The 21,303-nt window shown below is 42.7% G+C and carries 18 protein-coding genes; 7 read left to right on the forward strand and 11 right to left on the reverse strand.

The genetic code is table 11. The features are described from left to right. Positions 1-72: 72 nt before the first annotated feature. The 5 genes from corA to AC559H_RS13635 form a co-directional block, all read right to left on the reverse strand. The gene (gene corA / locus AC559H_RS13615; protein ID WP_026785706.1) at positions 73-1,251 is read right to left on the reverse strand and encodes a magnesium/cobalt transporter CorA; all 1,179 of its coding nucleotides are present in this window, start codon (positions 1,249-1,251) and stop codon (positions 73-75) included. Positions 1,252-1,356: 105 nt separating this feature from the next. After that, the gene (locus tag AC559H_RS13620; protein ID WP_026796147.1) at positions 1,357-1,821 is read right to left on the reverse strand and encodes a nitrate reductase associated protein; all 465 of its coding nucleotides are present in this window, start codon (positions 1,819-1,821) and stop codon (positions 1,357-1,359) included. A gap of 151 nt (positions 1,822-1,972) precedes the next feature. Then, positions 1,973-3,040: an LOG family protein gene (locus AC559H_RS13625; RefSeq protein ID WP_026796146.1), complete on the reverse strand. Its 1,068-nt coding sequence runs from the start codon at positions 3,038-3,040 to the stop codon at positions 1,973-1,975. Positions 3,041-3,257: 217 nt separating this feature from the next. Further along, positions 3,258-3,581, reverse strand: coding sequence for a thioredoxin (gene trxA / locus AC559H_RS13630; protein WP_026796145.1), 324 nt, complete (start codon positions 3,579-3,581; stop codon positions 3,258-3,260). 588 nt (positions 3,582-4,169) lie between these two features. Further along, on the reverse strand, positions 4,170-5,333 hold the full coding sequence (locus AC559H_RS13635) for a GuaB3 family IMP dehydrogenase-related protein (RefSeq protein ID WP_026785702.1): 1,164 nt from the start codon (positions 5,331-5,333) through the stop codon (positions 4,170-4,172). Between the two features lie 273 nt (positions 5,334-5,606). On the opposite strand from AC559H_RS13635, the gene AC559H_RS13640 reads away from it, so the two are divergent. Together AC559H_RS13640 and AC559H_RS13645 are read left to right on the forward strand one after the other, a co-directional pair. Further along, entirely contained in the window at positions 5,607-6,245 is a 639-nt protein-coding gene (locus tag AC559H_RS13640) for a peroxiredoxin (protein WP_026785701.1), read from the forward strand. A gap of 111 nt (positions 6,246-6,356) precedes the next feature. Beyond that, entirely contained in the window at positions 6,357-7,340 is a 984-nt protein-coding gene (locus AC559H_RS13645) for a cysteine synthase A (RefSeq protein ID WP_026796144.1), read from the forward strand. Between the two features lie 135 nt (positions 7,341-7,475). Here the strand turns inward: AC559H_RS13645 and rsgA are convergent, their stop codons facing one another. The 5 genes from rsgA to grpE form a co-directional block, all read right to left on the reverse strand. Next, a complete protein-coding gene (gene rsgA / locus AC559H_RS13650; RefSeq protein WP_026796143.1) occupies positions 7,476-8,615 on the reverse strand; it encodes a small ribosomal subunit biogenesis GTPase RsgA in 1,140 nt (379 codons plus the stop codon). Beyond that, entirely contained in the window at positions 8,612-8,878 is a 267-nt protein-coding gene (locus AC559H_RS13655; RefSeq protein ID WP_026785698.1) for a sulfurtransferase TusA family protein, read from the reverse strand. Before AC559H_RS13655 ends, rsgA begins: the two co-directional genes overlap by 4 nt. Positions 8,879-9,007: 129 nt before the next feature. Next, positions 9,008-10,138 carry a molecular chaperone DnaJ gene (gene dnaJ / locus AC559H_RS13660; protein ID WP_026796142.1) on the reverse strand — a complete coding sequence of 377 codons (1,131 nt, stop codon included), beginning with the start codon at positions 10,136-10,138 and terminating at the stop codon, positions 9,008-9,010. 18 nt (positions 10,139-10,156) lie between these two features. Then, positions 10,157-12,226, reverse strand: coding sequence for a molecular chaperone DnaK (dnaK, locus tag AC559H_RS13665; protein WP_026796141.1), 2,070 nt, complete (start codon positions 12,224-12,226; stop codon positions 10,157-10,159). Between the two features lie 232 nt (positions 12,227-12,458). After that, positions 12,459-13,193, reverse strand: a complete 735-nt coding sequence (gene grpE / locus AC559H_RS13670; protein ID WP_026796140.1) for a nucleotide exchange factor GrpE — start codon at positions 13,191-13,193, stop codon at positions 12,459-12,461. A 634-nt stretch (positions 13,194-13,827) separates the two neighbouring features. Between grpE and AC559H_RS13675 the strand changes: the two genes are divergently transcribed. From AC559H_RS13675 to AC559H_RS13695, 5 genes are all read left to right on the forward strand, one after another. Then, positions 13,828-14,922, forward strand: a complete 1,095-nt coding sequence (locus AC559H_RS13675; RefSeq protein WP_036832703.1) for an RRXRR domain-containing protein — start codon at positions 13,828-13,830, stop codon at positions 14,920-14,922. 61 nt (positions 14,923-14,983) lie between these two features. Then, positions 14,984-16,987: a GspE/PulE family protein gene (locus AC559H_RS13680; protein ID WP_026796138.1), complete on the forward strand. Its 2,004-nt coding sequence runs from the start codon at positions 14,984-14,986 to the stop codon at positions 16,985-16,987. A 184-nt stretch (positions 16,988-17,171) separates the two neighbouring features. Then, entirely contained in the window at positions 17,172-18,272 is a 1,101-nt protein-coding gene (locus tag AC559H_RS13685) for a type IV pilus twitching motility protein PilT (protein ID WP_036832404.1), read from the forward strand. A 232-nt stretch (positions 18,273-18,504) separates the two neighbouring features. Beyond that, a complete protein-coding gene (locus AC559H_RS13690; protein WP_026785692.1) occupies positions 18,505-19,638 on the forward strand; it encodes a type II secretion system F family protein in 1,134 nt (377 codons plus the stop codon). Positions 19,639-19,820: 182 nt separating this feature from the next. After that, complete coding sequence (locus tag AC559H_RS13695) at positions 19,821-20,429, forward strand: hypothetical protein (RefSeq protein WP_026785691.1); 609 nt, start codon at positions 19,821-19,823, stop codon at positions 20,427-20,429. Positions 20,430-20,453: 24 nt separating this feature from the next. Here the strand turns inward: AC559H_RS13695 and AC559H_RS13700 are convergent, their stop codons facing one another. After that, entirely contained in the window at positions 20,454-21,044 is a 591-nt protein-coding gene (locus AC559H_RS13700) for a DUF4126 domain-containing protein (protein ID WP_026785690.1), read from the reverse strand. Between the last annotated feature and the right edge of the window lie 259 nt (positions 21,045-21,303).

Below are 21,303 nucleotides of genomic sequence, written 5' to 3' on the forward strand. Positions count from 1 at the left end.
TAGATTGTCCTGAGTTTGATTTTATAGCAATTTGTAGTCAGGCGTGAACGCCTGTTAGCCCTAAAGGGCTTACTACGTTATTTTATCTTGATCTTGAGGATCGGAAAGATTATTAAACCAACCGCGTTTCCAGAAGAAGAAAAATAACCCCAAAGCGATGAAAAACATCATTCCCAAACAGACAGGATAACCCCAATACCAATTAAGTTCGGGCATATTCCAAGGAGAATTTTCGGGGTTAAAATTCATTCCGTAGACCCCGGCCACAAAGGTTAGGGGAATAAAAATAGTTGAAATCACGGTAAGCAATTTCATGATTTCATTCATTTTATTGCTCATCGTAGACATATAAATTCCCATTAAATCCGAGGATAATTCTCGATAGGTTTCCACCATATCCCGAACTAAAATAGTATGATCATAACAGTCTCGCAAATAAATCCGAACTTCTGGACTAATTAAATCGCTTCCATCTCGAATTAATACATTAATCGCTTCCCGTTGCGCCCAAATTGCCCGTCTTAGGGTAAATAAATCTCGGCGAATACTATAAATTTTAGCTAGATCTTTAGGTACAGGATTAAATACAACCTTGTCTTCTAAGTCTTCTAAAAGATCGCCATATTCTTCTAATACGGGGAAAAAACCATCAATAATTGCATCTAAAATCGCATAGGCTAAATAATCAGCCCCTTGTTTACGAATAATTCCTTGATTATAACGAATGCGATCGCGCACAGGTTGTAAACAATCATATTCCGCTTCTTCCTGCACCGTGAGTAAATAATTTTTCCCTAAAATAATACTAACCTGTTCTTTATGTAGGGGATCTTCTCCAGGTTTGATCATGATCATCCAGGCGACAATTACCAATTGCCCCTCATATTCTACTACTTTAGGCCGTTGGGGAACATTCACCACATCTTCTAAGGCAATCGGATGTAAATTAAATACCTGCGCCATCCGATCCCAAGTGTCCTGATTTCCTAATCCTAAAATATCCAACCAAGAAACAGAATGGGTATCTAAATAGGGTGCACATTCCTCCGGTGTTTTTAAGATTAAACGAGTTGCCATTTCGTCGCTATAATCAATTAACACCATTTCTGGAGGGGGATCATCCGCTTCCACATCTAATGTTCCTGGGGGAGTTCCCGGATCATCATAGAAATAATCTAAATTCGATTCATCTTCATCTTCATCAATGACAGAATCGAGGGGGGGCATTGTGGATTTTATACTATGTGCCATAAAAAAACGGCCCTGAAGTTTAATGAAATGGGTTTAGAAATCGCAAAACTAATCCTAGTTTAACCGATATGGTTCAAAAGGTAACTTAGTATTTAAAAAAAAACTCTATAGGTTTTTTTCTAAAAGTTTAAATTCTCTTAAAGCAGGTAAAAAGTTTTTGTTTTCATGGCTAGGACGGCTTAATTTTATTAAGGAAAATCGTTGTAAATGGCTTAAGTCTTGCCATTGTTTTAAGGTAATATTAACACCAATTTCTTCTAACTTTTGCTGTACTGCATCCGGTAATTTTGTTATTTCTAACCAAAGGGGGTGATCCTCAATCGGTAAATCCTTGAGGGGAATATTAGTATATTGTTCAGCTAATTCATACAGTAAACTCCGATAACCTGTAATTTCTTCCGGTGTATTAATTGAATTTTGGACTAACTGTTGACGAGCCTCCTGACTAAATTTATTCCAATGTTCTAGTTTTAACTTCACCCCACAACTATCAAGTTTATACCGCACAACCATCGGAATACAATGCAAAGATTCAACAAAATCCTGTTCAAATTCAAACAAATTATTCATAAAGTAGTCCTATTTCCGATTTTAGCTCGTTTATTAAAGATTCTATATCTTCCCCAAAACCCATCACGGATTTAAGATGATTACGCAGATTAACACAGATTAAAATCCGTGAAATCCTCTTAAATCCGTGATCCCTATTACCCATTCCCTGCTATTTCTGCTCTGGATGAGCCGCTTCTGGGGAAGTAGCACCCATTTGATTAATTGTATAAATCATTTGATACAATCGCCCAACTCGACGTTGATTAAAATGGAAGGTTAAACGGGGTAATTCCTCTGTGTCGTCGCCAACTTCTTCCGGTAAGGCTTGAGTTTTTTCAATCTTACCTTTAGATAACATATCGTGAAACTCCGTATTTAGTTGTTCCACTTGTTGCTCAGATAATTCCGATTTTAACCGCATGACAAACTTATCTTTAACATGACGACTAGAATGATAGACTTGATAGAAACTGGCGATCGCTTCACAAGCAACAGACAAATCATCCGTAATTGTATAAAAACTGGGATCATCTGGTGAAATCAACCCCCGATTTAGCATTTGTTTATGAATAAATTGGTTGAGATCATACCAATAATCTCCCCCTGGACGATCCACCAAAATCAATGGGGCCGGGCCGAATTTTCCCGTCTGAATTAATGTTAAACATTCAAAGGTTTCATCTAAAGTTCCAAAACCCCCTGGAAACAGAGCCAAAGCATCACTTTCACGCAGAAAAAATAACTTGCGCGTGAAAAAATACTTGAACATAATCGCTTTTTTGTTTCCTTGAATATAAGGATTTGAAGCTTGTTCAAAAGGAAGCTGAATATTTAAACCAAAAGATAAATCCAGACCCGCACCCTCATTTCCCGCCTGCATAATACCACCTCCACCCCCGGTTAATACCATAAAACCTTGTTGGGTGACATATTTAGCAAAATCTGCCGCCATCCGATATTCTTGTGTGTCAGCAGAAATTCGAGCCGAACCAAAAATACAAATTTTGCGAACATGGCGATAGGGATAAAAAATTTGAAAACCCCGCTCTAAGTCCAATAAAGAAGCCGAAATAATTTTCCAGTCCAGGGTTTCAAATTCCTCTCCAGCCATCCGAACTAGACTAGAAAGCGATCGCGAAATCCATTTTTTATGCTTTAAATTCGGCAATTTATCCACCAACTGGATAATATCTGCTTGTAGAGAATCTACCGCTAAACTAATATCTGAGGAGTTCATAAAATTTATCACCTAAAACAAAGCGCCTTAGAGCCAAGGTTCCAAGACGCAATACCCGTGAATAATCAGCTTGAGGTTCAAGTATCACTTTCCTGGGAATCGAAAACCACTTTGATCAACTAACTCAAACTCACTCTTTTTTTAAGTCTGTTTTTAAGTTAAGTCATCAACCCCTGCAACAATGATTCAAGTGTTCTATTGGTTACTTTTAGGAGAATTAAATATACTTCTCCAAAGTAGTTGCTAAAGTCGTTTTAGGAATAGCACCTACAACCATATCCACCTTTTGACCATCTTTGAAAATCATCAGCGTTGGAATACTGCGAATTCCATACTGACTAGCAGTATTAGGATTTTCATCTGTATTCAGCTTGACTACTTTAAGTTTTCCAATATACTGGTCTGCAATTTCACTTACAACAGGTGCAACCATACGACAAGGCCCACACCAAGGAGCCCAAAAATCCACTAATACTGGGATCGGACTATCAAGCACATCGTCTTTAAAACTAGCATCAGTAACTGGTAAGGCGTTGGACATCCCTAGAAATCCTTATATATAAAAGACCCTATCAAATTCGACAGTCCCATTGGAAATACTTTAGTATTTCGTGATGGATTCTTGTATGACAGACGAGATTGGCATTGAGTTAAGGTTAAATTTAACTGGCTCCCGGCAATCACGTCCACAAGCATTTTAATCCTTCCGTCTACTGACCGTCTAAAAGTAGACAAAGGCACAGAGCAGCTAATTTCTCTCTGATTTTTGCTGGCTTTTTGTCTCCCTCACCCTGAAAAATTGGAGGTCTATACCCCGTCTTTTTAGGCCAGGTTGCTAACTCGGGCGTTATTTAGCATAACCCTATCCAATCTTACCGTAAAAGGATCTTCTCTTTTACGATTGTTGAGAGTGGAGATTGACAGCCGGTGCAATCGACTTTAATTGCTAGGATCAAGAAACCGCCCGAACAAAAGTCCAGGCGGAGTGTGGTGTGAGGAGTGAACGGAAACATACGTCTCCGCTTCTTCTATTGTGCCATTTTATTTCATATAATTCTAGGTTGGGTTGTAAGTTTTACAACGATTTAACAAGTTTTGTCAATAATTCTGAAACCCAACCCCGATTAATTTATTTGCCCATTCCCAACTGTTGGGCTTTTTGATAGACTTTTCCTTCGGTCAACAGTGAAGGCGCAATCACCACTTCCACCTGCTGCATCTCTTGAATGGTCTGCGCTCCCAGGGTTCCCATACTGGTTTTTAACGCCCCCAATAAATTATGAGTCCCGTCATCAAGTTGAGCCGGGCCACGCAAAATTTGTTCTAAAGTTCCCGTTGTCCCCACCCGAATCCGAGTTCCACGAGGTAACACCGGGCTAGGGGTCGCCATACCCCAATGATAGCCGCGTCCGGGTGCTTCTTTAGCCCGGGCAAAGGGGGAACCAATCATCACCCCATCAGCACCACAGGCGATACATTTACAGATATCTCCTCCGGTAATTAGGCCACCATCAGCAATAATTTCCACATAACGTCCGGTTTCTCGGTAATAATCATTCCGGGCGGCGGCACAGTCAGCCACGGCCGTTGCTTGGGGAACTCCCACCCCTAAAACCCCTCTGGAAGTACAGGCTGCACCTGGGCCAATCCCTACTAAAATTCCCGCCGCTCCCGCTTTAAGTAAATCTAGGGTGACATCATAGGTAACGCAGTTGCCCAAAATCACCGGAATCGGCATTTCTTGACAAAACTTAACTAAATCCAGAGGAATAACTGACTCTGGAGATAGGAATGTGGTTGATACCACCGTGGCTTGGACGAAAAATAAATCAGCCCCGGCCTCAGCCACCACCAAACCATATTTACTCGCTCCCACAGGGGTCGCACTCACCGCCGCAATTCCGCCTCCTGCCTTGATTTCCTGAATCCTTTGGATAATCAATTCCGGTTTAATCGGTTCTGCATATAATTCTTGCATTAGGGTGACAAACCCTTCTTTCCCAACTGAAGTGATGCGGTCTAAAATCGGTTCTGGGTCTTGATAGCGGGTGTGAATCCCTTCTAGGTTTAATACCCCCAATGCTCCCAATTTCGATAATTCCACAGCCATCCGCACATCAACTACCCCATCCATGGCACTGGCAATAATCGGAATTTCTCGTTGAATGCCACCAATTGTCCATGTTGTATCTGCTAAACCCGGGTCAAGGGTGCGTTGTCCAGGGACTAACGCAATTTCGTCAATGCCATAAGCTCTGCGGGCAACCTTGCCCCGCCCAATTACAATATCCACTCTTGTATGTGTTCCCAAGACTCTATTTTTAATTAGACTATCATAATGGAGCCAAAGGACTGTCCCTAAGCATGGAATGGGTAATGGTTAGTGGGTAGTGGGTAGTGGGTAGTGGATTGATTACATTCTACTAATAATTGATTATATTTTTGATCTGACTGGATGGATTCTATCTGATATTTCTTGAATTTTTCTGATTACTCCTTAAATCCGATGGGGAAACTGGGGTATAATAAAAACACAGATTTTCATTGAACTTAGAGGATATTAACTATGACACTTCGACTTGGGGATACTGTCCCTAACTTTACTCAAGCCTCCTCTGAAGGGGACATCAGTTTTTATGATTGGGCTGGGGATAGCTGGGTGGTATTATTTTCTCACCCGGCCGACTATACTCCCGTTTGTACAACGGAATTAGGCACCGTTGCTAAGTTAAAACCCGAATTTGACAAACGCAATGTAAAAGTTATTGCTCTGAGTGTGGATGATGCCGAATCCCATAAAGGCTGGATTCAAGATATTAACGAAACCCAAAATACTGTGGTTAATTACCCTATTTTAGCGGATGGCGATCGCAAAGTATCCGAATTGTACGACATGATTCATCCCAATGCTAATGCGACCCTGACCGTGCGTAGTGTCTTCATCATTGACCCTAACAAAAAACTGCGTTTGAGCTTCACCTATCCCCCGAGCACCGGACGCAACTTTGATGAAATTCTGCGGGTAATTGATTCTCTGCAACTGACTGACCACTATAGCGTTGCTACTCCCGCCGACTGGAAAGATGGGGAAGATTGTGTAATTGTGCCCTCCCTGAAAGACCCTGAAGTCTTAAAAGAGAAGTTCCCCAAAGGTTATCAAGAAGTTAAACCCTATTTACGTCTGACTCCTCAACCCAATAAATAAACCCATCTTGAACAAAAAACTCGGTTTCACCAAGCCGGGTTTTTTGCATTAGTCCTGTTAATCCCTAAAATAAAAGAAACCCACTACTAAATTTTAACTAGGACGTTGCTCATGGACATCAAAAACGGTTTTATCGGCACAATTGGGAATACACCTTTAATTCGATTAAATAGTTTTAGTGATGAAACTGGCTGTGAAATTTTAGGGAAAGCAGAATTTTTAAATCCGGGGGGGTCTGTAAAAGATCGGGCGGCTTTATATATTATTAAAGATGCAGAAGAAAAAGGATTACTTAAACCCGGTGGAACCGTTGTCGAAGGAACCGCAGGCAATACTGGGATTGGATTAGCTCATATTTGTAATGCGAAAGGCTACAAATGTTTAATTATTATTCCCGATACTCAATCCCCTGAGAAAATGGAAGCATTAAGAACATTAGGGGCAGAAGTTCGTCCGGTTCCCGCCGTACCTTATAAAGATCCGAATAATTATGTAAAATTATCGGGACGTTTGGCTTCAGAAATGGAAAATGCAGTTTGGGCGAATCAATTTGATAATTTAGCTAATCGGATTGCCCATTATGAAACGACAGGGCCAGAAATTTGGCAACAAACCGATGGTAAAGTTGATGCTTGGGTGGCTGCTACCGGAACCGGAGGAACTTTTGCGGGGGTTTCGCTATTTTTAAAAGAGAAGAATAATCGGATTAAAACCGTTGTTGCTGACCCGATGGGAAGTGGTTTATATAGTTATGTGAAAACCGGAGAAATTACCCCTCAAGGTAATTCGATCACAGAAGGTATTGGGAATAGTCGAATCACGGCAAATATGCAGGATGTTCTAATTGATGATGCGATTTTAGTCGATGATCAAGAAGCTGTACGGGTGGTTTATCAACTATTAAGAAAAGACGGATTATTTATGGGGGGTTCCGTTGGCATTAATGTGGCGGCGGCCGTAGCTTTAGCGAAAGAAATGGGCCCAGGTCATACCATTGTGACGGTTTTATGTGATGGAGGCGCTCGTTATCAATCTAAATTGTTTAATAAAGAATGGTTACAGGAACGGAATCTCTGGCCGAATAATTTAGATTAGAAAACCACCAGACTCCTAGAAATCGGGTTTCTGGAACAATCTTCACCTAACTAATATTGAACCAAGAAACTCGATTTATGTTCCCTATTCGTAATTCGTAATTCGTAATTCGTAATTTGTAATTCCTGATAAGTATTACTCATCATCCTTGAATTCTTCACATAAATCCTGTAAGGTTTGATGTTGAAAACGACGGGAAGAACGACGATATTTTTTACTTGCTAACTTAGGTTCTAATTGTTGTTTACCTCCTAATTTTGTTTTAGATTTCGTATTGGTTTCTATATCCGGTTGTTGTTTAATAGCTTCTTGATAGGCGATCGCAGCTTCTAAAAACTCCAAATAAATCGGATAACGTTCCCAGTCGCCCCGGACAATACAATTCGGTTCATCTCGATGGGAACAATCACTAAATTGACATTTTCCAGCACTAAAACGGTGTTTTGCTTCTGGGAAATAATCAACTAATTCTTCTGGATGACATTCTAATTCGGGTTGATTAAATCCCGGTGTATCGGCTAATAATCCTCCAGTTGGTAATTGAAATAATTCAACATGGCGAGTGGTATGTCTTCCCCGTCCTAACTTTCCTGAAACCGTAGCAACTCTGATATTAAGACTCGGAATTAATTGATTAATTAAACTGGATTTTCCTACACCAGAAGGGCCAGAAATTACTGTAGTTTTATCTTTAAGTTGATGAAGTAAAGTATTCTCGTTAAAGGTATTTTCAGCTTGAAAAAGAGATTTTTGAATCACTCTACGTTCAGAACTAACCGTATATTCCAAACCATTATTAACACTAATAAATAAAGGATGATATCCACAGTTTAACAAGCGATCGCGCCAAAATAATAACGCATCGGTCGAAACTAAATCGCACTTATTCAAACATAAACAGACCTCTAAACTCGTTGATTCCGCCTTGACTAAAAACCGACTCAAAGCCGTGATTTCTAACTCCGGTTCTGCGATCGCAAAAACCAATAGAATTTGATTTGCATTGGCAATCGGAGGACGACTCAGTTCCGTAATTCGGGGAAACACCCGAGCAATCGCCCCTCGTTTTCCCGACCAGTCCGGTTCCTCCACAACCACCCGATCCCCCACCATCACCTGCTGACCCATCTTTTTTAAAAGAGAACGACGGGTACATAATAACAGTCGTTGCGGGTCTAAAACCCCGTCGGATTCGAGTTGAACCTGATAGAAATTCGCTTGAACCGCGATAACAGTTCCCACCAGTTCATTTATCAAGGGGTCATCGGTTGTCATTGAACAGATTTAGGGGTGAGTGGACAACGAACCTGAACCTCAAAAAACTCCCCACAATCTTTGATTTGTTCAATATCATATCCTGCCATCCTTAAACTATCAGGAACCTGTTCAATGGGTTCTCCCCCGTCCAACCAAACTTCCAAGAGCGAACCTGGTGTCATCTGTTCTAAGCGGAGTTTCGTCCGAACAAAATTCAAAGGACAAGGCGTTCCCCGCAAATCCAATTGAGCATTCGGCGTTAAAGTATCAATTTCTACCATAAAAATAATATCTCAAAACGATAAAAATGAGAAATTTCAAAACAATCCGAGAGCAGGGGATAAAATTTAGGCCAAAAGTTGGCGCATAGAGTATCAATTACCTCTCCTGCTCTCCCCACCCCTACTCCCCTACTTTTGGTGGAATAAGTTACCCAGAAACCCCTCAATTCCGCCCTTTCCCGTGCGATCACCTCGAATTTTGACCAATTGTTCCAGCAGTTCCCGTTCTTCCTGTGCCACCTTGGTAGGAATTTCCACCAGAATCGTGATTAAGTGATCCCCCCGACTCACGGGATTTCCCAGACGGGGAACCCCCTTATTTTCCAGGGTTAATACCGTTCCGGGTTGAGTTCCCGCCGGAATCGTTAACTTAGTAGGGCCATCAACGGTTTCCACCTCAAAATCAAACCCAAGGATTGCCTGAAGATAGCTAATTTTGACTTCCGATAGAATATTAATCCCATCCCGTTTAAATTTCGCATCAGGTGCAACTGACAGGAACACATATAAATCCCCCGGAGGCCCACTGCGTTTTCCCGCATCCCCCTCGTTCGCGACCCGTAGACGAGTACCATTATCCACCCCGGCCGGAACATTAATTTTTAGTTTCTTCGTGACTTCATTTAAACCCCGACCGCCACAGGTGGAACATTTATCCTCAATCATCTGTCCTGTGCCATTACAGTTCGGACAAACGGAAACCTGAGTAAAACTGCCAAAGGGAGTCCGAGTCGCCCGACGGACTTGACCACTTCCGCCACAGGTGGAACAGGTTTGGGGGCGAGTCCCCGGTTTTGCCCCGGTTCCGGTGCAGGTTTCACAGGTTTCTAAATGCTTAATTCGGATTTCCTTTTCTCCGCCAAAAATCGCTTCTTTGAACTCTAAACGCAGGTCTAAGCGTAGATCATCCCCCCGCGCCGGGCCAGTACGTTTACGCGCTTGGGTATTACCGCCTACCCCGCCGCCGAACCCACTGAAGAAGCTCTCAAAAATATCAGTAAACGGATCTGTAAAGTTGGGGTCAAAGCCAGCCGCACCACTAGATACCCCGGCTTCTCCAAATCGGTCATATCGCGCCCGTAACTCCGGTTCTTTTAGCACTTCGTAGGCACGACTAATTTCTTTAAACCGTTCTTCGCTGCCTGCTTCTTTATTCACATCGGGGTGATACTTGCGAGCTAGGCGACGATAGGCACGCTTAAGTTCTTCTGTATCTGCCTCACGGGAGACACCCAATATTTCATAATAATCGCCTGCCATAGAGTATTTTGCCTAAAATTATTCAGTGAATTGAGACGTAAAAGGATTGCCCGGATCGGTTGTTGGCTCTGGAACAGAAACAGGATCTATTCCAAAGGGGGTGTCGATGATACTGTTGTTCACGAGGGATAACCCGCTACTGGTATCATCTGTATCTTCCATGCCTTCTATATCTTCTGCATTTTCAGTTTCTTCTGCATCTTCTTGAGTGGCATCCAATTTTGAATCCTCAGAAGCGAAAGACGAAGACGGGGACGGGGACGGGGAAGAATTCTGGCCAGCTTGTTCATAAATGGCCGAACCCAAAGCATACAACATTTCTTGGAACGATTCCACCTGTTGTTTCATCTCCTCGTAGGAGATCTCGGCATTTGCCACCGCTTTTTTTAAGGCCGCAGCTTCTTGACGGACTCGTTCTTTGAGTTCATCGCTAATCTGGTTAGCATTTCCTTTCAGGGTTTCTTTACAATTATAGAATAGGGTTTCGGATTGATTTTTCAGATCGGCAACTAAACGCCGTTTTTCATCTTCATCGGCATAAACCTCTGCTTCTTGACGCATCCGTTCAATTTCCGCTTCGGTCAGTCCTCCCGTATTGCTAATTTCAATACTTTGTTCCTGTCCGGTTCCTTTATCCTGAGCCGAAACTTTGAGAATACCATTGGCATCGAGATCAAAGGCGACTTCAATTTGAGGAATACCCCGTTTAGCCGCCGGAATACCACTGAGGAGAAACTTGCCTAAACTTTTATTATCCTTTGCCATGGCCCGTTCTCCTTGGAGGACGTGAATTTCTACGGAGGACTGACCATCAACGGCCGTAGAAAACATTTGAGAACGGCTGGTCGGAATAGTAGTATTGCGTTCAATAATTTTAGTTGAGACTCCCCCTAGGGTTTCTAAACCTAAAGATAAGGGAGTAATATCTAATAACAATAAATCTTTCACTTCCCCGGCTAAGACCCCGGCTTGGATGGCGGCACCTAAGGCAACGGCTTCATCGGGGTTGACTGAACGATCTGGGGTGCGACCGCCAAAATAATCACTAATGGCTTGTTGCACCGCCGGAATTCGGGTAGACCCCCCGACTAAAATAATCCGATTAATTTGATTCGGTTGTAAACTCGCATCTTTGAGGGCTTGGGCCACGGGTTCAATGGTGCTGTCTACGAGATGTTTCACCAACCCTTCAAATTCCCCCCGACCGAGTTCTAGTTCCAAATGTTTAGGCCCGGAATCATCGGAGACAATAAACGGTAAATTAATTGAAGTGGTGTTCCTATTTGATAACTCAATTTTGGCTTTTTCGGCGGCTTCTCGTAACCGTTGCACCGCCATTTTTTCCGATGATAGGCTAATTCCTTCCTGGGTTTTGAATTTTTGGATCATCCATTGCACAAGACAGTTATCAAAATCATCCCCACCCAAGTGATTATTTCCGGCCGTTGATTTGACTTCAAAAATCCCGTCTCCTAGTTGCAAAATGGAGACATCAAAGGTACCGCCTCCGAGGTCAAAAACCAAAATTTTCTGCTCTTGGTCTTGTTTATCTAACCCATAGGAGAGGGCGGCGGCCGTGGGTTCATTAATAATCCGCAGCACGTCTAACCCGGCAATGGTTCCGCCGTCCTTGGTGGCTTGTCTTTGAGCATCGGTAAAATAGGCGGGAACCGTAATTACTGCTTGGGTGACGGCTTCCCCTAAATAGGCTTCGGCATCTTCCTTCAGCTTTTGTAAGATCATCGCCGAGATTTCTTGCGGGGTATAAACTTGGTCGCGAATTTTCACATTCACGGTATCATCCTTGCCCTTAACACAGTTATAGGGAACCCGGGAACGCTCTTCTTCGGTATCTTCCCAACGACGCCCAATAAACCGCTTAATGCTGTAAACGGTATTTTCCGCATTGGTAACGACTTGTCGCTTGCCTAATTGACCGATGAGGCGATCGCCATACTTCCCAAATCCCACAATACTAGGAGTCGTTCGTCCTCCCTCAGAGTTGGAAATTACAATGGGTTGACCCCCTTCTAAGACCGCCACACAACTATTTGTTGTCCCTAAGTCTATGCCAATGACTTTTCCCATAACTCCTCTTATTCAGTTATCAGTGATCAGTTATCAGTTATCAGTTAATAGTTGTCAGTTAATAGTTGTCAGTCATCAGTTATGATCAGTCAACAATTATGTTCAGTAACCAGTTATCAGTTATTATTGGTAAACAGTGATCAGTTAACAACTATTGTCGATCAATAACTAGGTATTAACTGTTAACTATTAACTGTCAACTGTTAACTGTTAACTGATAACTGATAACTGATTAAGGGGTTTCTGCGTCGGCCGTTGATTCTGCTGTAGAATCGGTTTCAGGAGCGGTTGCAACCTTCACCATGGCATGACGTAATACCTTTTCTCCCAATTGATAACCGTGCATTAAATCCTCAATTACCGTTCCTTCTGGGTAGGCATCCGTAGGTTCTCGCATCACCGCTTCATGTAAATTCGGGTCAAAAGGCTCTCCCTCTGGACGCATTACCGCTACCCCAAGTTGTTTCAGGGAATCTACCATTAATTTATAAACCCCCTGGTAACTTTTGTGGATATTCATTTCCGCATCGGTTTGGGGTTTAATTTGAGATCTAGCCCGATCAAAGTTATCTACCACCTGAAGTAACGGCTTCAGGGTTGACCCTTTAATGGAAATTTCTAAATCCTCTTTTTCCTTTTGAGTCCGTTTGCGGAAGTTCTCAAAATCCGCAGCTAGACGGCGATATTGCCCCGTGATATCTTCTAGTTGAGCTTTCAAGGAAGCATTAACTTCTACTAAGGCCATAACTTCAGCAGGAAAGCCCTCCCCGCTTGATTCTATTTCCTGACCAAAGGTGGTTTCGGGGGTAGCAGTTGTGTCCGTCGCCACAGAAGTTTCGGAGCTTGATTCTGTCGCGGTTGTGGCATCATGTTCGAGATCACCAAAACTTTTCGCTTCCGATTCAGAGGTTGAATAGGATTGACCCGTTAGTTCATCAGGATTATTCGCGGTTGAATTAGATACCATAATCGTAATTTGTCCTTATTAATCACAAAAATAAGCGCGAGATTTCCTAAACCTTCAAGATCTTAGGAGCAACCTCACTCTTGATCATCATGGCGTAAACGTTACTTCAAAAATTTTAACTGAATTGGAGCCATTCATTCCATCTCTGAGGGAACACCACAACACCGCAACACCGCAACAGTAAGATTTGTGAGGAGAAGTTGCCTTAAATCAGAAGTTCTTCCATTGAGTTGCCTCAAACTATTAAATCTTAAAATACAACCCCGTGAGCGAGGAAAAGCTATTATCAAGAAATTGAGTCTAAAACCCCGTGTTTCTAGCACGGATTTGGATTAAGATAGAGATGGTTGAAATCCCCAAGGTGGGCGGTTGTGAAGCGGCTGGACAATTTAAAGATATATAACTTAAGTCTAGGCTTTCACCAACCCCGCCCTAAAGGTGCGGGGATTGTCTAAACCAATTTAGACAACGAAAGAGGTGAATACCGCAAAAGACATAGCTTGGTACACACTTCCGAATACTTCCCTAGTTCGGACTATCTGTAAGCCTTATTGGTAAAGGCGTGTTTGTCAAGCCAAGACATCTTAGCTGTGTTGCGGGAAGGGACGAGAACAAGTAATTGGGTTATACCAAAATGCGAATCCCAGTAGTAGCTCAAGACAACAAGCCATTAATGCCAACCACACCAGCGAGAGCTAGGAAGTGGATTGAGTCTGGAAAAGCAGTTAAACGCTGGTCAGATTGTGGGCAATTTTATCTCCAATTAACGGTTGAGCCGAGTGGATACACAACCCAAAATATTGTGATTGGGATTGACCCTGGCAAGAAATTCTCTGGGATCGGTGTTCAGTCAGCTAAGTTTACACTATATACGGCTCATCTAATTTTACCGTTTCAGACAGTCCGTGAGCGCATGGATACAAGACGATTAATGCGTCGAAGTCGTAGAGGAAGAAGAATCAACCGGAAGATTGAGTTTTCAAAACGCAATCATCGCCAAAAACGTTTTAGTAATCGTCGCCAAGGTAAACTGGCTCCATCAATTCGTGCTAATCGTCAATTGGAATTGAGAATAGTTTCTGAATTATTCAAAATCTACCCAGTTGCAGAAATTAGATACGAGTACATCAAAGCTGATATTGACTTAACCAGTGGACGTAAACAAGCAAAATCTGGTAAAGGCTTCTCGCCTGTAATGGTGGGACAAAAATGGATGTGTGGTCAACTGGAAAAGTTTGCAACCGTAGTTAAGATTGAAGGTTATCGAACCGCATCAACTCGTAAATACTTGGGGTTAAAAAAGAACAAAACAGACAAATCTAAGGCTGAATTTAATACTCATGCAGTTGATGGCGTAGCTATTGCAGCAACAGCTTTTGTGAAGTATCGCCAATATCATACAGCAAAAACTGATGGTGCTAATTGGTTTGGTAATGTTGTAATTACAACTGCCCAATTCCGAGTGATTCGCAGACCGCCTTTTTCTCGTCGCCAACTTCACTTAATGCTCCCAGCAAAAGGTGGAATGCGTCGTAAGTATGGGGGTTCTACGACTCGTCATGGATTCCGTAAAGGGGACTTGGTTAAATCTCCCAAGGGTGTTGGTTATGTGTCAGGAGACACCGAAAGACAAGTATCTGTCAGCGATGCTAATTGGAAACGGTTAGGGCAGATTGCTTCTAGTAAAGTACAGTTAATTCGCCGTTCCAACGGGTTGATTGTTACTTAGAAGATTGTGTAAAGCCGTCCTTCGCTTCGCTAAAGGACGGGGTTTCAAACCCAGTTTTTCGATGACTAATACATCCCAAAGACGCGCCTTGGTTGTTCAAAGCAATACTCCCTTTGGCAACAAATTAATTCAATCTGGTTATATTAATCCTGAGCAACTTCAGCAGGCTATAAAAACAGCCCGCCCCGGTCAGCCCCTAACGGAAATTTTGGAATCAATTACGGGTCAGCCTCTGCCCCCGGAGTTAGCCCGTCAGTACAAAAAACAACAGTTATTTGAACTGAGAATTGTTCATGGGGTCGAAGCTTATGATCCAGAAATTGAACCGATGACTACGGAAGAACTCGAAGCCATGCTGAAATTTCTGGAGACGAGTTTAGAAACCTGTAAACGCCATCGCTTTATTCCCCTACGCACAGTCGAAAGTGATCCATCTTCAGTTTTGATTGCGATGGTTGACCCCGATAACCTAACGGCTTTGGAGGAATTAAGAAACCAAATTCTGCGACCCAAAGCCCTGAAGTTACAACGGCGGGTGATTACCCATGAAGATTATGATCAAATCATTTCTGCCTACAGTAATGAAGATGTTAAACGCAAAGCCGTCGAAGCTGCCATTCGTGAGAAAGAGAAATTAGAATTTACCGCCGGGGATTTTGACACTACAGACCTCGAAGATGTGGGGGATGAAGGCGGTGGGATGGATTTGGCCGACGAAATCCAAGAATCTGAAACCGCCCCGGTGATCAAAGCGGTGAACGTGATTTTAGCCAAAGCTCTCTCGGAAGGGGTGTCTGATATTCACGTCGAACCCCAAGAACATGAGATGCGGATTCGGATGCGTCGAGATGGGGTGTTGGAGGAATATTATAAATTTCCTAAAAAGGTGATTCCAGCCATTACCTCCCGGTTTAAGATTCTAGCGGAAATGGATATCGCCGAACGCCGTCAAGCCCAGGATGGCCGGATTCGTCGGAAGTTCCGAGGACGGACGGTGGATTTCCGTGTTAATAGTCTCCCCAGTCGCTACGGGGAAAAAATTGTTTTGCGGATTTTGGATAGTTCCTCAACTCAATTAGGGTTAGATAAATTAATTACTGATCAAGAAACCTTGGCCTTAGTTCGGGAAACCGCTTCTCGACCCTTTGGGTTGATTTTGGTGACTGGGCCAACGGGTTCAGGAAAATCAACCTCCTTGTATTCGGTTTTAGCCGAACGCAACGATCCAGCGATTAATATTAGTACGGCCGAAGATCCGATTGAATATGCCTTACCCGGAATTACCCAGTGTCAGGTAATTCGAGAGAAAAATTTAACTTTTGCTAATATTTTACGGGCGTTTTTACGACAAGATCCCGATGTTTTATTGGTGGGGGAAACGCGAGATTTAGAAACGGCTAAGACTTCTATTGAAGCCGCCTTAACCGGACACTTAGTATTAACTACTTTACACACAAACGACGCGGCCGGGGCGATCGCCCGTTTGGATGAAATGGGGGTAGAACCTTTCATGGTGTCGGCGGCCTTATTAGGGATTCTGGCTCAACGTCTGATGCGTCGGGTTTGTGGCGAGTGTCGGGTTCCCTATACCCCCACCAGTGAAGAACTAGGTCGCTATGGGTTATCTACTTCCCAAGAAGTCGATATTACCTTTTATAAAGCCAATACCATTCCGATTGAACAACGCAAGCATCTGACGGATGGGGGTCAGTTGTGCAAAAAATGTAATGGACTGGGTTACAAAGGTCGGGTGGGGGTGTACGAATTCTTGAAGGTGACTGAAAGACTGCAAACCCTAATTACCAAAGGTGCCCCCACGGAACAAATTAAGGAAGCAGCCGTTGAAGAAGGGATGAAAACCATCTTAGCCTACAGTTTGCAGCTAGTCCGCGAAGGCTATACCACCTTTGAAGAAGTGGAGCGGGTGACGTTTACCGATTCTGGTTTAGAAGCTGAACTCAAAGCCAAACGGAAACAGGGCTTAACCTGTAAGAGTTGTGAAGCGGAATTGAAACCAGAATGGTTAGATTGTCCCTATTGCATGACTCCACGCTTTACCAGCTAAACATGGGGGAAAATTGCTATTTCCCAAAGGTTTCCTGTGGGGTTTAGAACGGTTTCGGTGCTTAGTAAAACACAACTATTGGGAATACTAGGAGAAATTCTTAATTTTCACAGGTTTTGGGTTAACAGCAGGTTAATACCAGAACCGAGCAAATCGTTACAACCTAATTTAAAGGAGAAAAATAATGGGATTAATGATTGAAGACGCTTTAGAGTCTTTAGTCGAGCAGGGGGGGTCTGATATTCATATTCAAGCAGGCGCACCTATCTTTTTCCGAATTAGTGGAAAACTGACCCCTCAGCCTCAATTTGGGGAAACTCTATCCCCCGAAGAAGTGCAAGCTCTGATTTATCAAATGCTGAATAATATGCAGCGCAAGCAGTTAGAGCAGGAGTGGGAATTAGACTGTGCTTATGGGGTACGGGGACTAGCACGATTCCGGGTGAATGTCTATCGAGAACGGGGTTGTTGGGCTGCGTGTTTACGAGCTTTAGCCTCTAAGATTCCCAATGCGGATAAATTAGGAGTTCCCCAGGTGATTCGGGATATGACCGAACGCCCGAGGGGGATGGTGTTGGTAACTGGTCAAACGGGTTCGGGTAAAACCACAACCATGGCGGCTTTGTTAGACTTAATTAATCGGACTCGCTCGGAGCACGTCCTCACGGTGGAAGATCCAATTGAATATGTGTTTCCTAACATTAAAAGTTTATTCCACCAACGACAAAAAGGAGAAGACACTAAGAGTTTTGCGAATGCCCTAAAAGCGGCATTACGGGAAGACCCCGATATTATTCTGGTTGGGGAAATGCGAGATTTAGAAACTATTGGTCTAGCGATTTCTGCCGCTGAAACAGGTCACTTAGTCTTTGGAACTCTGCACACGAACTCGGCGGCGGCGACGGTAGACCGGATGTTAGACGTATTCCCGCCGATTCAACAACCCCAAGTCCGATCTCAGTTATCAGGTTCACTGGTGGGGGTTTGTAGTCAAAACTTGGTTCCCGCTATTGGGGGTGGTCGTCGGGCTTGTATCGAAATTATGATGAATACTCCGGCTATGGCCAACTTAATTCGGGAGGGAAAAACCGCTCAAATTTACTCCCAAATTCAAATGGGAGGGAAATTGGGAATGCAAACGATGGAAATGGCTTTGGCGAAACTCTATACCGAGGGTCAAGTCACTTGGGAAGCGGCGATGAGTAAATCGTCTAAACCCGATGAATTGGAACGTTTAATTGGCCCGGCTCCCTCGGCAACTAAGGGACAAAAAGCCAGAGCTTAATCAGTTATAGCAGGGAACACCGGAACAGCCCCCCCAAACCCCCCGTGCACGGGGGCTAGGGGGGAGGGAACGCCGGATCTGGGAACACCGGAACACCGCAAGAAAAGATTTCTCTGTTCAGGTTTGCTGCCTCAGTCTATGTCCTCCCAGACCAGGCGCAACTGCTATATCAGTTATCAGTTATCAGTTATCGGTTATCAGTAAAAAATTAATACTGAGTAGGTAAAAATATATGTCAAGCAGTGCAGTTCGGAGTCAAGTCAGAAACAGAGGTTTCGACTTTAAACGAATCGAAGAAAGTATTAGTATTGCCCTCGCAAGTATTACCGTTAAAGATTTGGCAATTTTTGCTCGTCAGTTTGCCTCAATGTTTAACGCCGGAATTTCGATGGCAAAATGTTTAAGTGTATTATGTGATCAATGTAGTAATGCGAAGTTAAAAAATGCCTTAACTTTTATTCGGGCTGATGTGGAAGAAGGGGTAGAACTTTCCTTGGCCATGAGAAAATTCCCCGATATTTTTGATCAGCTTTTTATTAGTATGGTCTCGGCGGGAGAAACTGGGGGGGTGTTAGATGAAGTCTTAGAAAGACTAGCAGTAATGATGGAAAAAAACCACAAAACTAACGCCGAAATTAAGTCAGCTATGTCCTATCCCAAAACCGTTGGCTTTATTGCCATTGCGATCTTTTTTGGGATGACAACTTTTTTACTCCCCACCTTTGCGAAAGTGTTTCAGGATATTGGGGCAACACTGCCAGTATTTACGCAGATTATGCTCAATATTAGTTCCTTTTGTCGAACTTGGCCACCGATTCCGCAAGCTATTGTGATCGGGACTTTGGTAGGAATATTAACGATTTATAAAGCCGTTTATAAAACTCCTGCTGGCAGAATGTTTTTTGATAGGCTATTTTTAAAGTTACCAATTTTTGGCAACCTGATTCAAATTTCTGCTGTGGCGCGGTTTTGTACAATTTTCGGCAGTTTAACCCGATCTGGGGTTCCAATTATGAACTCTTTGCAAATTGTGGAAGAAGTGGCGGGAAATGCGGCGATCGCTTTATGTATTGCCAATGCCAGAGATTCTATTCAACAAGGAGGTTTAATTAGTTTAGCCTTACAGGAAGGAAATGTATTTCCCGGGTTGGCAATTCAAATGATTGCTATTGGGGAAGAATCCGGGGAACTTGATAAAATGTTAATGAAAGTCGGGGCGTTCTATGAAACGGAAGTGGAAGAAGCCGTAAAAGGACTTACCAGTATGTTAGAACCTTTGATGATTGTTTTGGTTGCTGGAATTGTCGGTTCAATTTTGTTATCTATGTATTTGCCCATGTTTTCAGTCTTTGAAAAAATGGGTTAAACACATTAAGAAGGGAACACCGGAATAGGCAACAGGCAACAGAAAAGACTTAAGAAGGGAATAGGCAACAGGCAACAGCCTTAATATTCCCTGTTCCGGTGTTCCCTCCCCCCCTAGCCCCCCGTGCACGGGCGGGGGCTGTTCCGGTGTTCGTAATTTCAAATTAATTTTTTATTCAGGTTATGTCTATTCAAAAATCTCATTATGAAGCGTTGCTGGCAGAATATAGTAATTGTGAATCCGCGATTACTTTACTTAAGCAACATCGTCCTTATTTTGAAATGGTTCCGAGTATTCGCCGTTCTGATGATAGTGTGATTACGATTCCCTTACCCATTGTGCGTTTGCGTCAGGGAGTTTCCTATTCAGGACAACAGGGAATTAGTATTAAACCTGGGGATGCGGTGGGTTTACCCTGTGATATTGTGATTCTAATGTGTGATCCAGAATGGAAAGTTAAAATTGGGCCGGAAATTTTTATTTTTATTCATCGTCCCCAAGAAGAATTATCGGATTTATTAAGGCGCTGGCGATTAACTCAAGTCTTATTAGATCAAGATTATGAATGGATTATGCCGCATCATTATAAATACGTTGAGTCTCAAGAGGCAGAGGATCTTTATCCTTTATTTGTTTTATTTCCCGACACATCCGAATCAATTAAACGCGGATTAATTGGGGCTAATTTACCATTTGTGATCCACTCCTTAGAGGAGATAATTGATAATTATGAATACCCAGATTTCGATAAAATCCCATTAGAAGAATATCAAGAATTTGGTGGGGAATGAAGATCGGCTTTGACACTTCATTAATTAATCTGGTTCCCGTTTATAACGTCGGGGGTTGCGTTCTCCAGGGTGACTTTGTTTCCTGTACCAGCGATACCATTCCCCAGAAATCCGAATGGAAAGCCATAGTAATAATAATGCAATTAATCCCCCCTGTTTAGGGGCATCGAAGGCAAAAATTACTAAGAAAACACAAAGAATATCCTGTGCTAAAATCACCCATAGGGGCAAACCCCGTAGACGATAAAATAATCCTGTTTGCACTAATTGTAAAACCAGAGCCAGTAAACCCGCAACAATGGCAATAATCCAATATAAGCCTTGTTGAACGTTAGTTACTTTTGCGATCGCTAAACCCAAAATAGCACCCACAAAGGGGCTAAATAGTAATTGTATTATTTGTAAAATCCGTTGTCCTAGTATTTTTTTCGATGCAAAAATTTCAAATAATGACCAACTAACGAGAACCCCAACAACGACCTGTGGAGAAAATTGAGACAGAAAAGGTACACTCGACCATAAATCATTTCGCAATAAACCAATAACCAGTAACGGTAAAGCAATCCTTAATCCCGCCGCCGCCGAAGCCGATAGCACCGCTAGAAGTTCAATCATAAATCAAAGTGAGGAACAAAGTATTTGATACCGAAAATTAAATAGGGGGTCTGAGCCTGGTTTAAAGGGTGATCTTATATTCTATATACTAATTATAATTTGGTTAAAAATGGGGATTTTATTCCCTCTATTCAAGAAATTAAGGTTTTCTATCAAAATTTATGTGTTTATAAACTGGGTTAATTCTATTATGACATATCTATTCTAACTGGGAACTTTTTAAGTCATTAAATGTCTATAAAATTCGGAGCAAATAGCA

Source organism: Planktothrix prolifica NIVA-CYA 540 (genome assembly GCF_963864145.1).
Taxonomy (GTDB): domain Bacteria; phylum Cyanobacteriota; class Cyanobacteriia; order Cyanobacteriales; family Microcoleaceae; genus Planktothrix; species Planktothrix agardhii.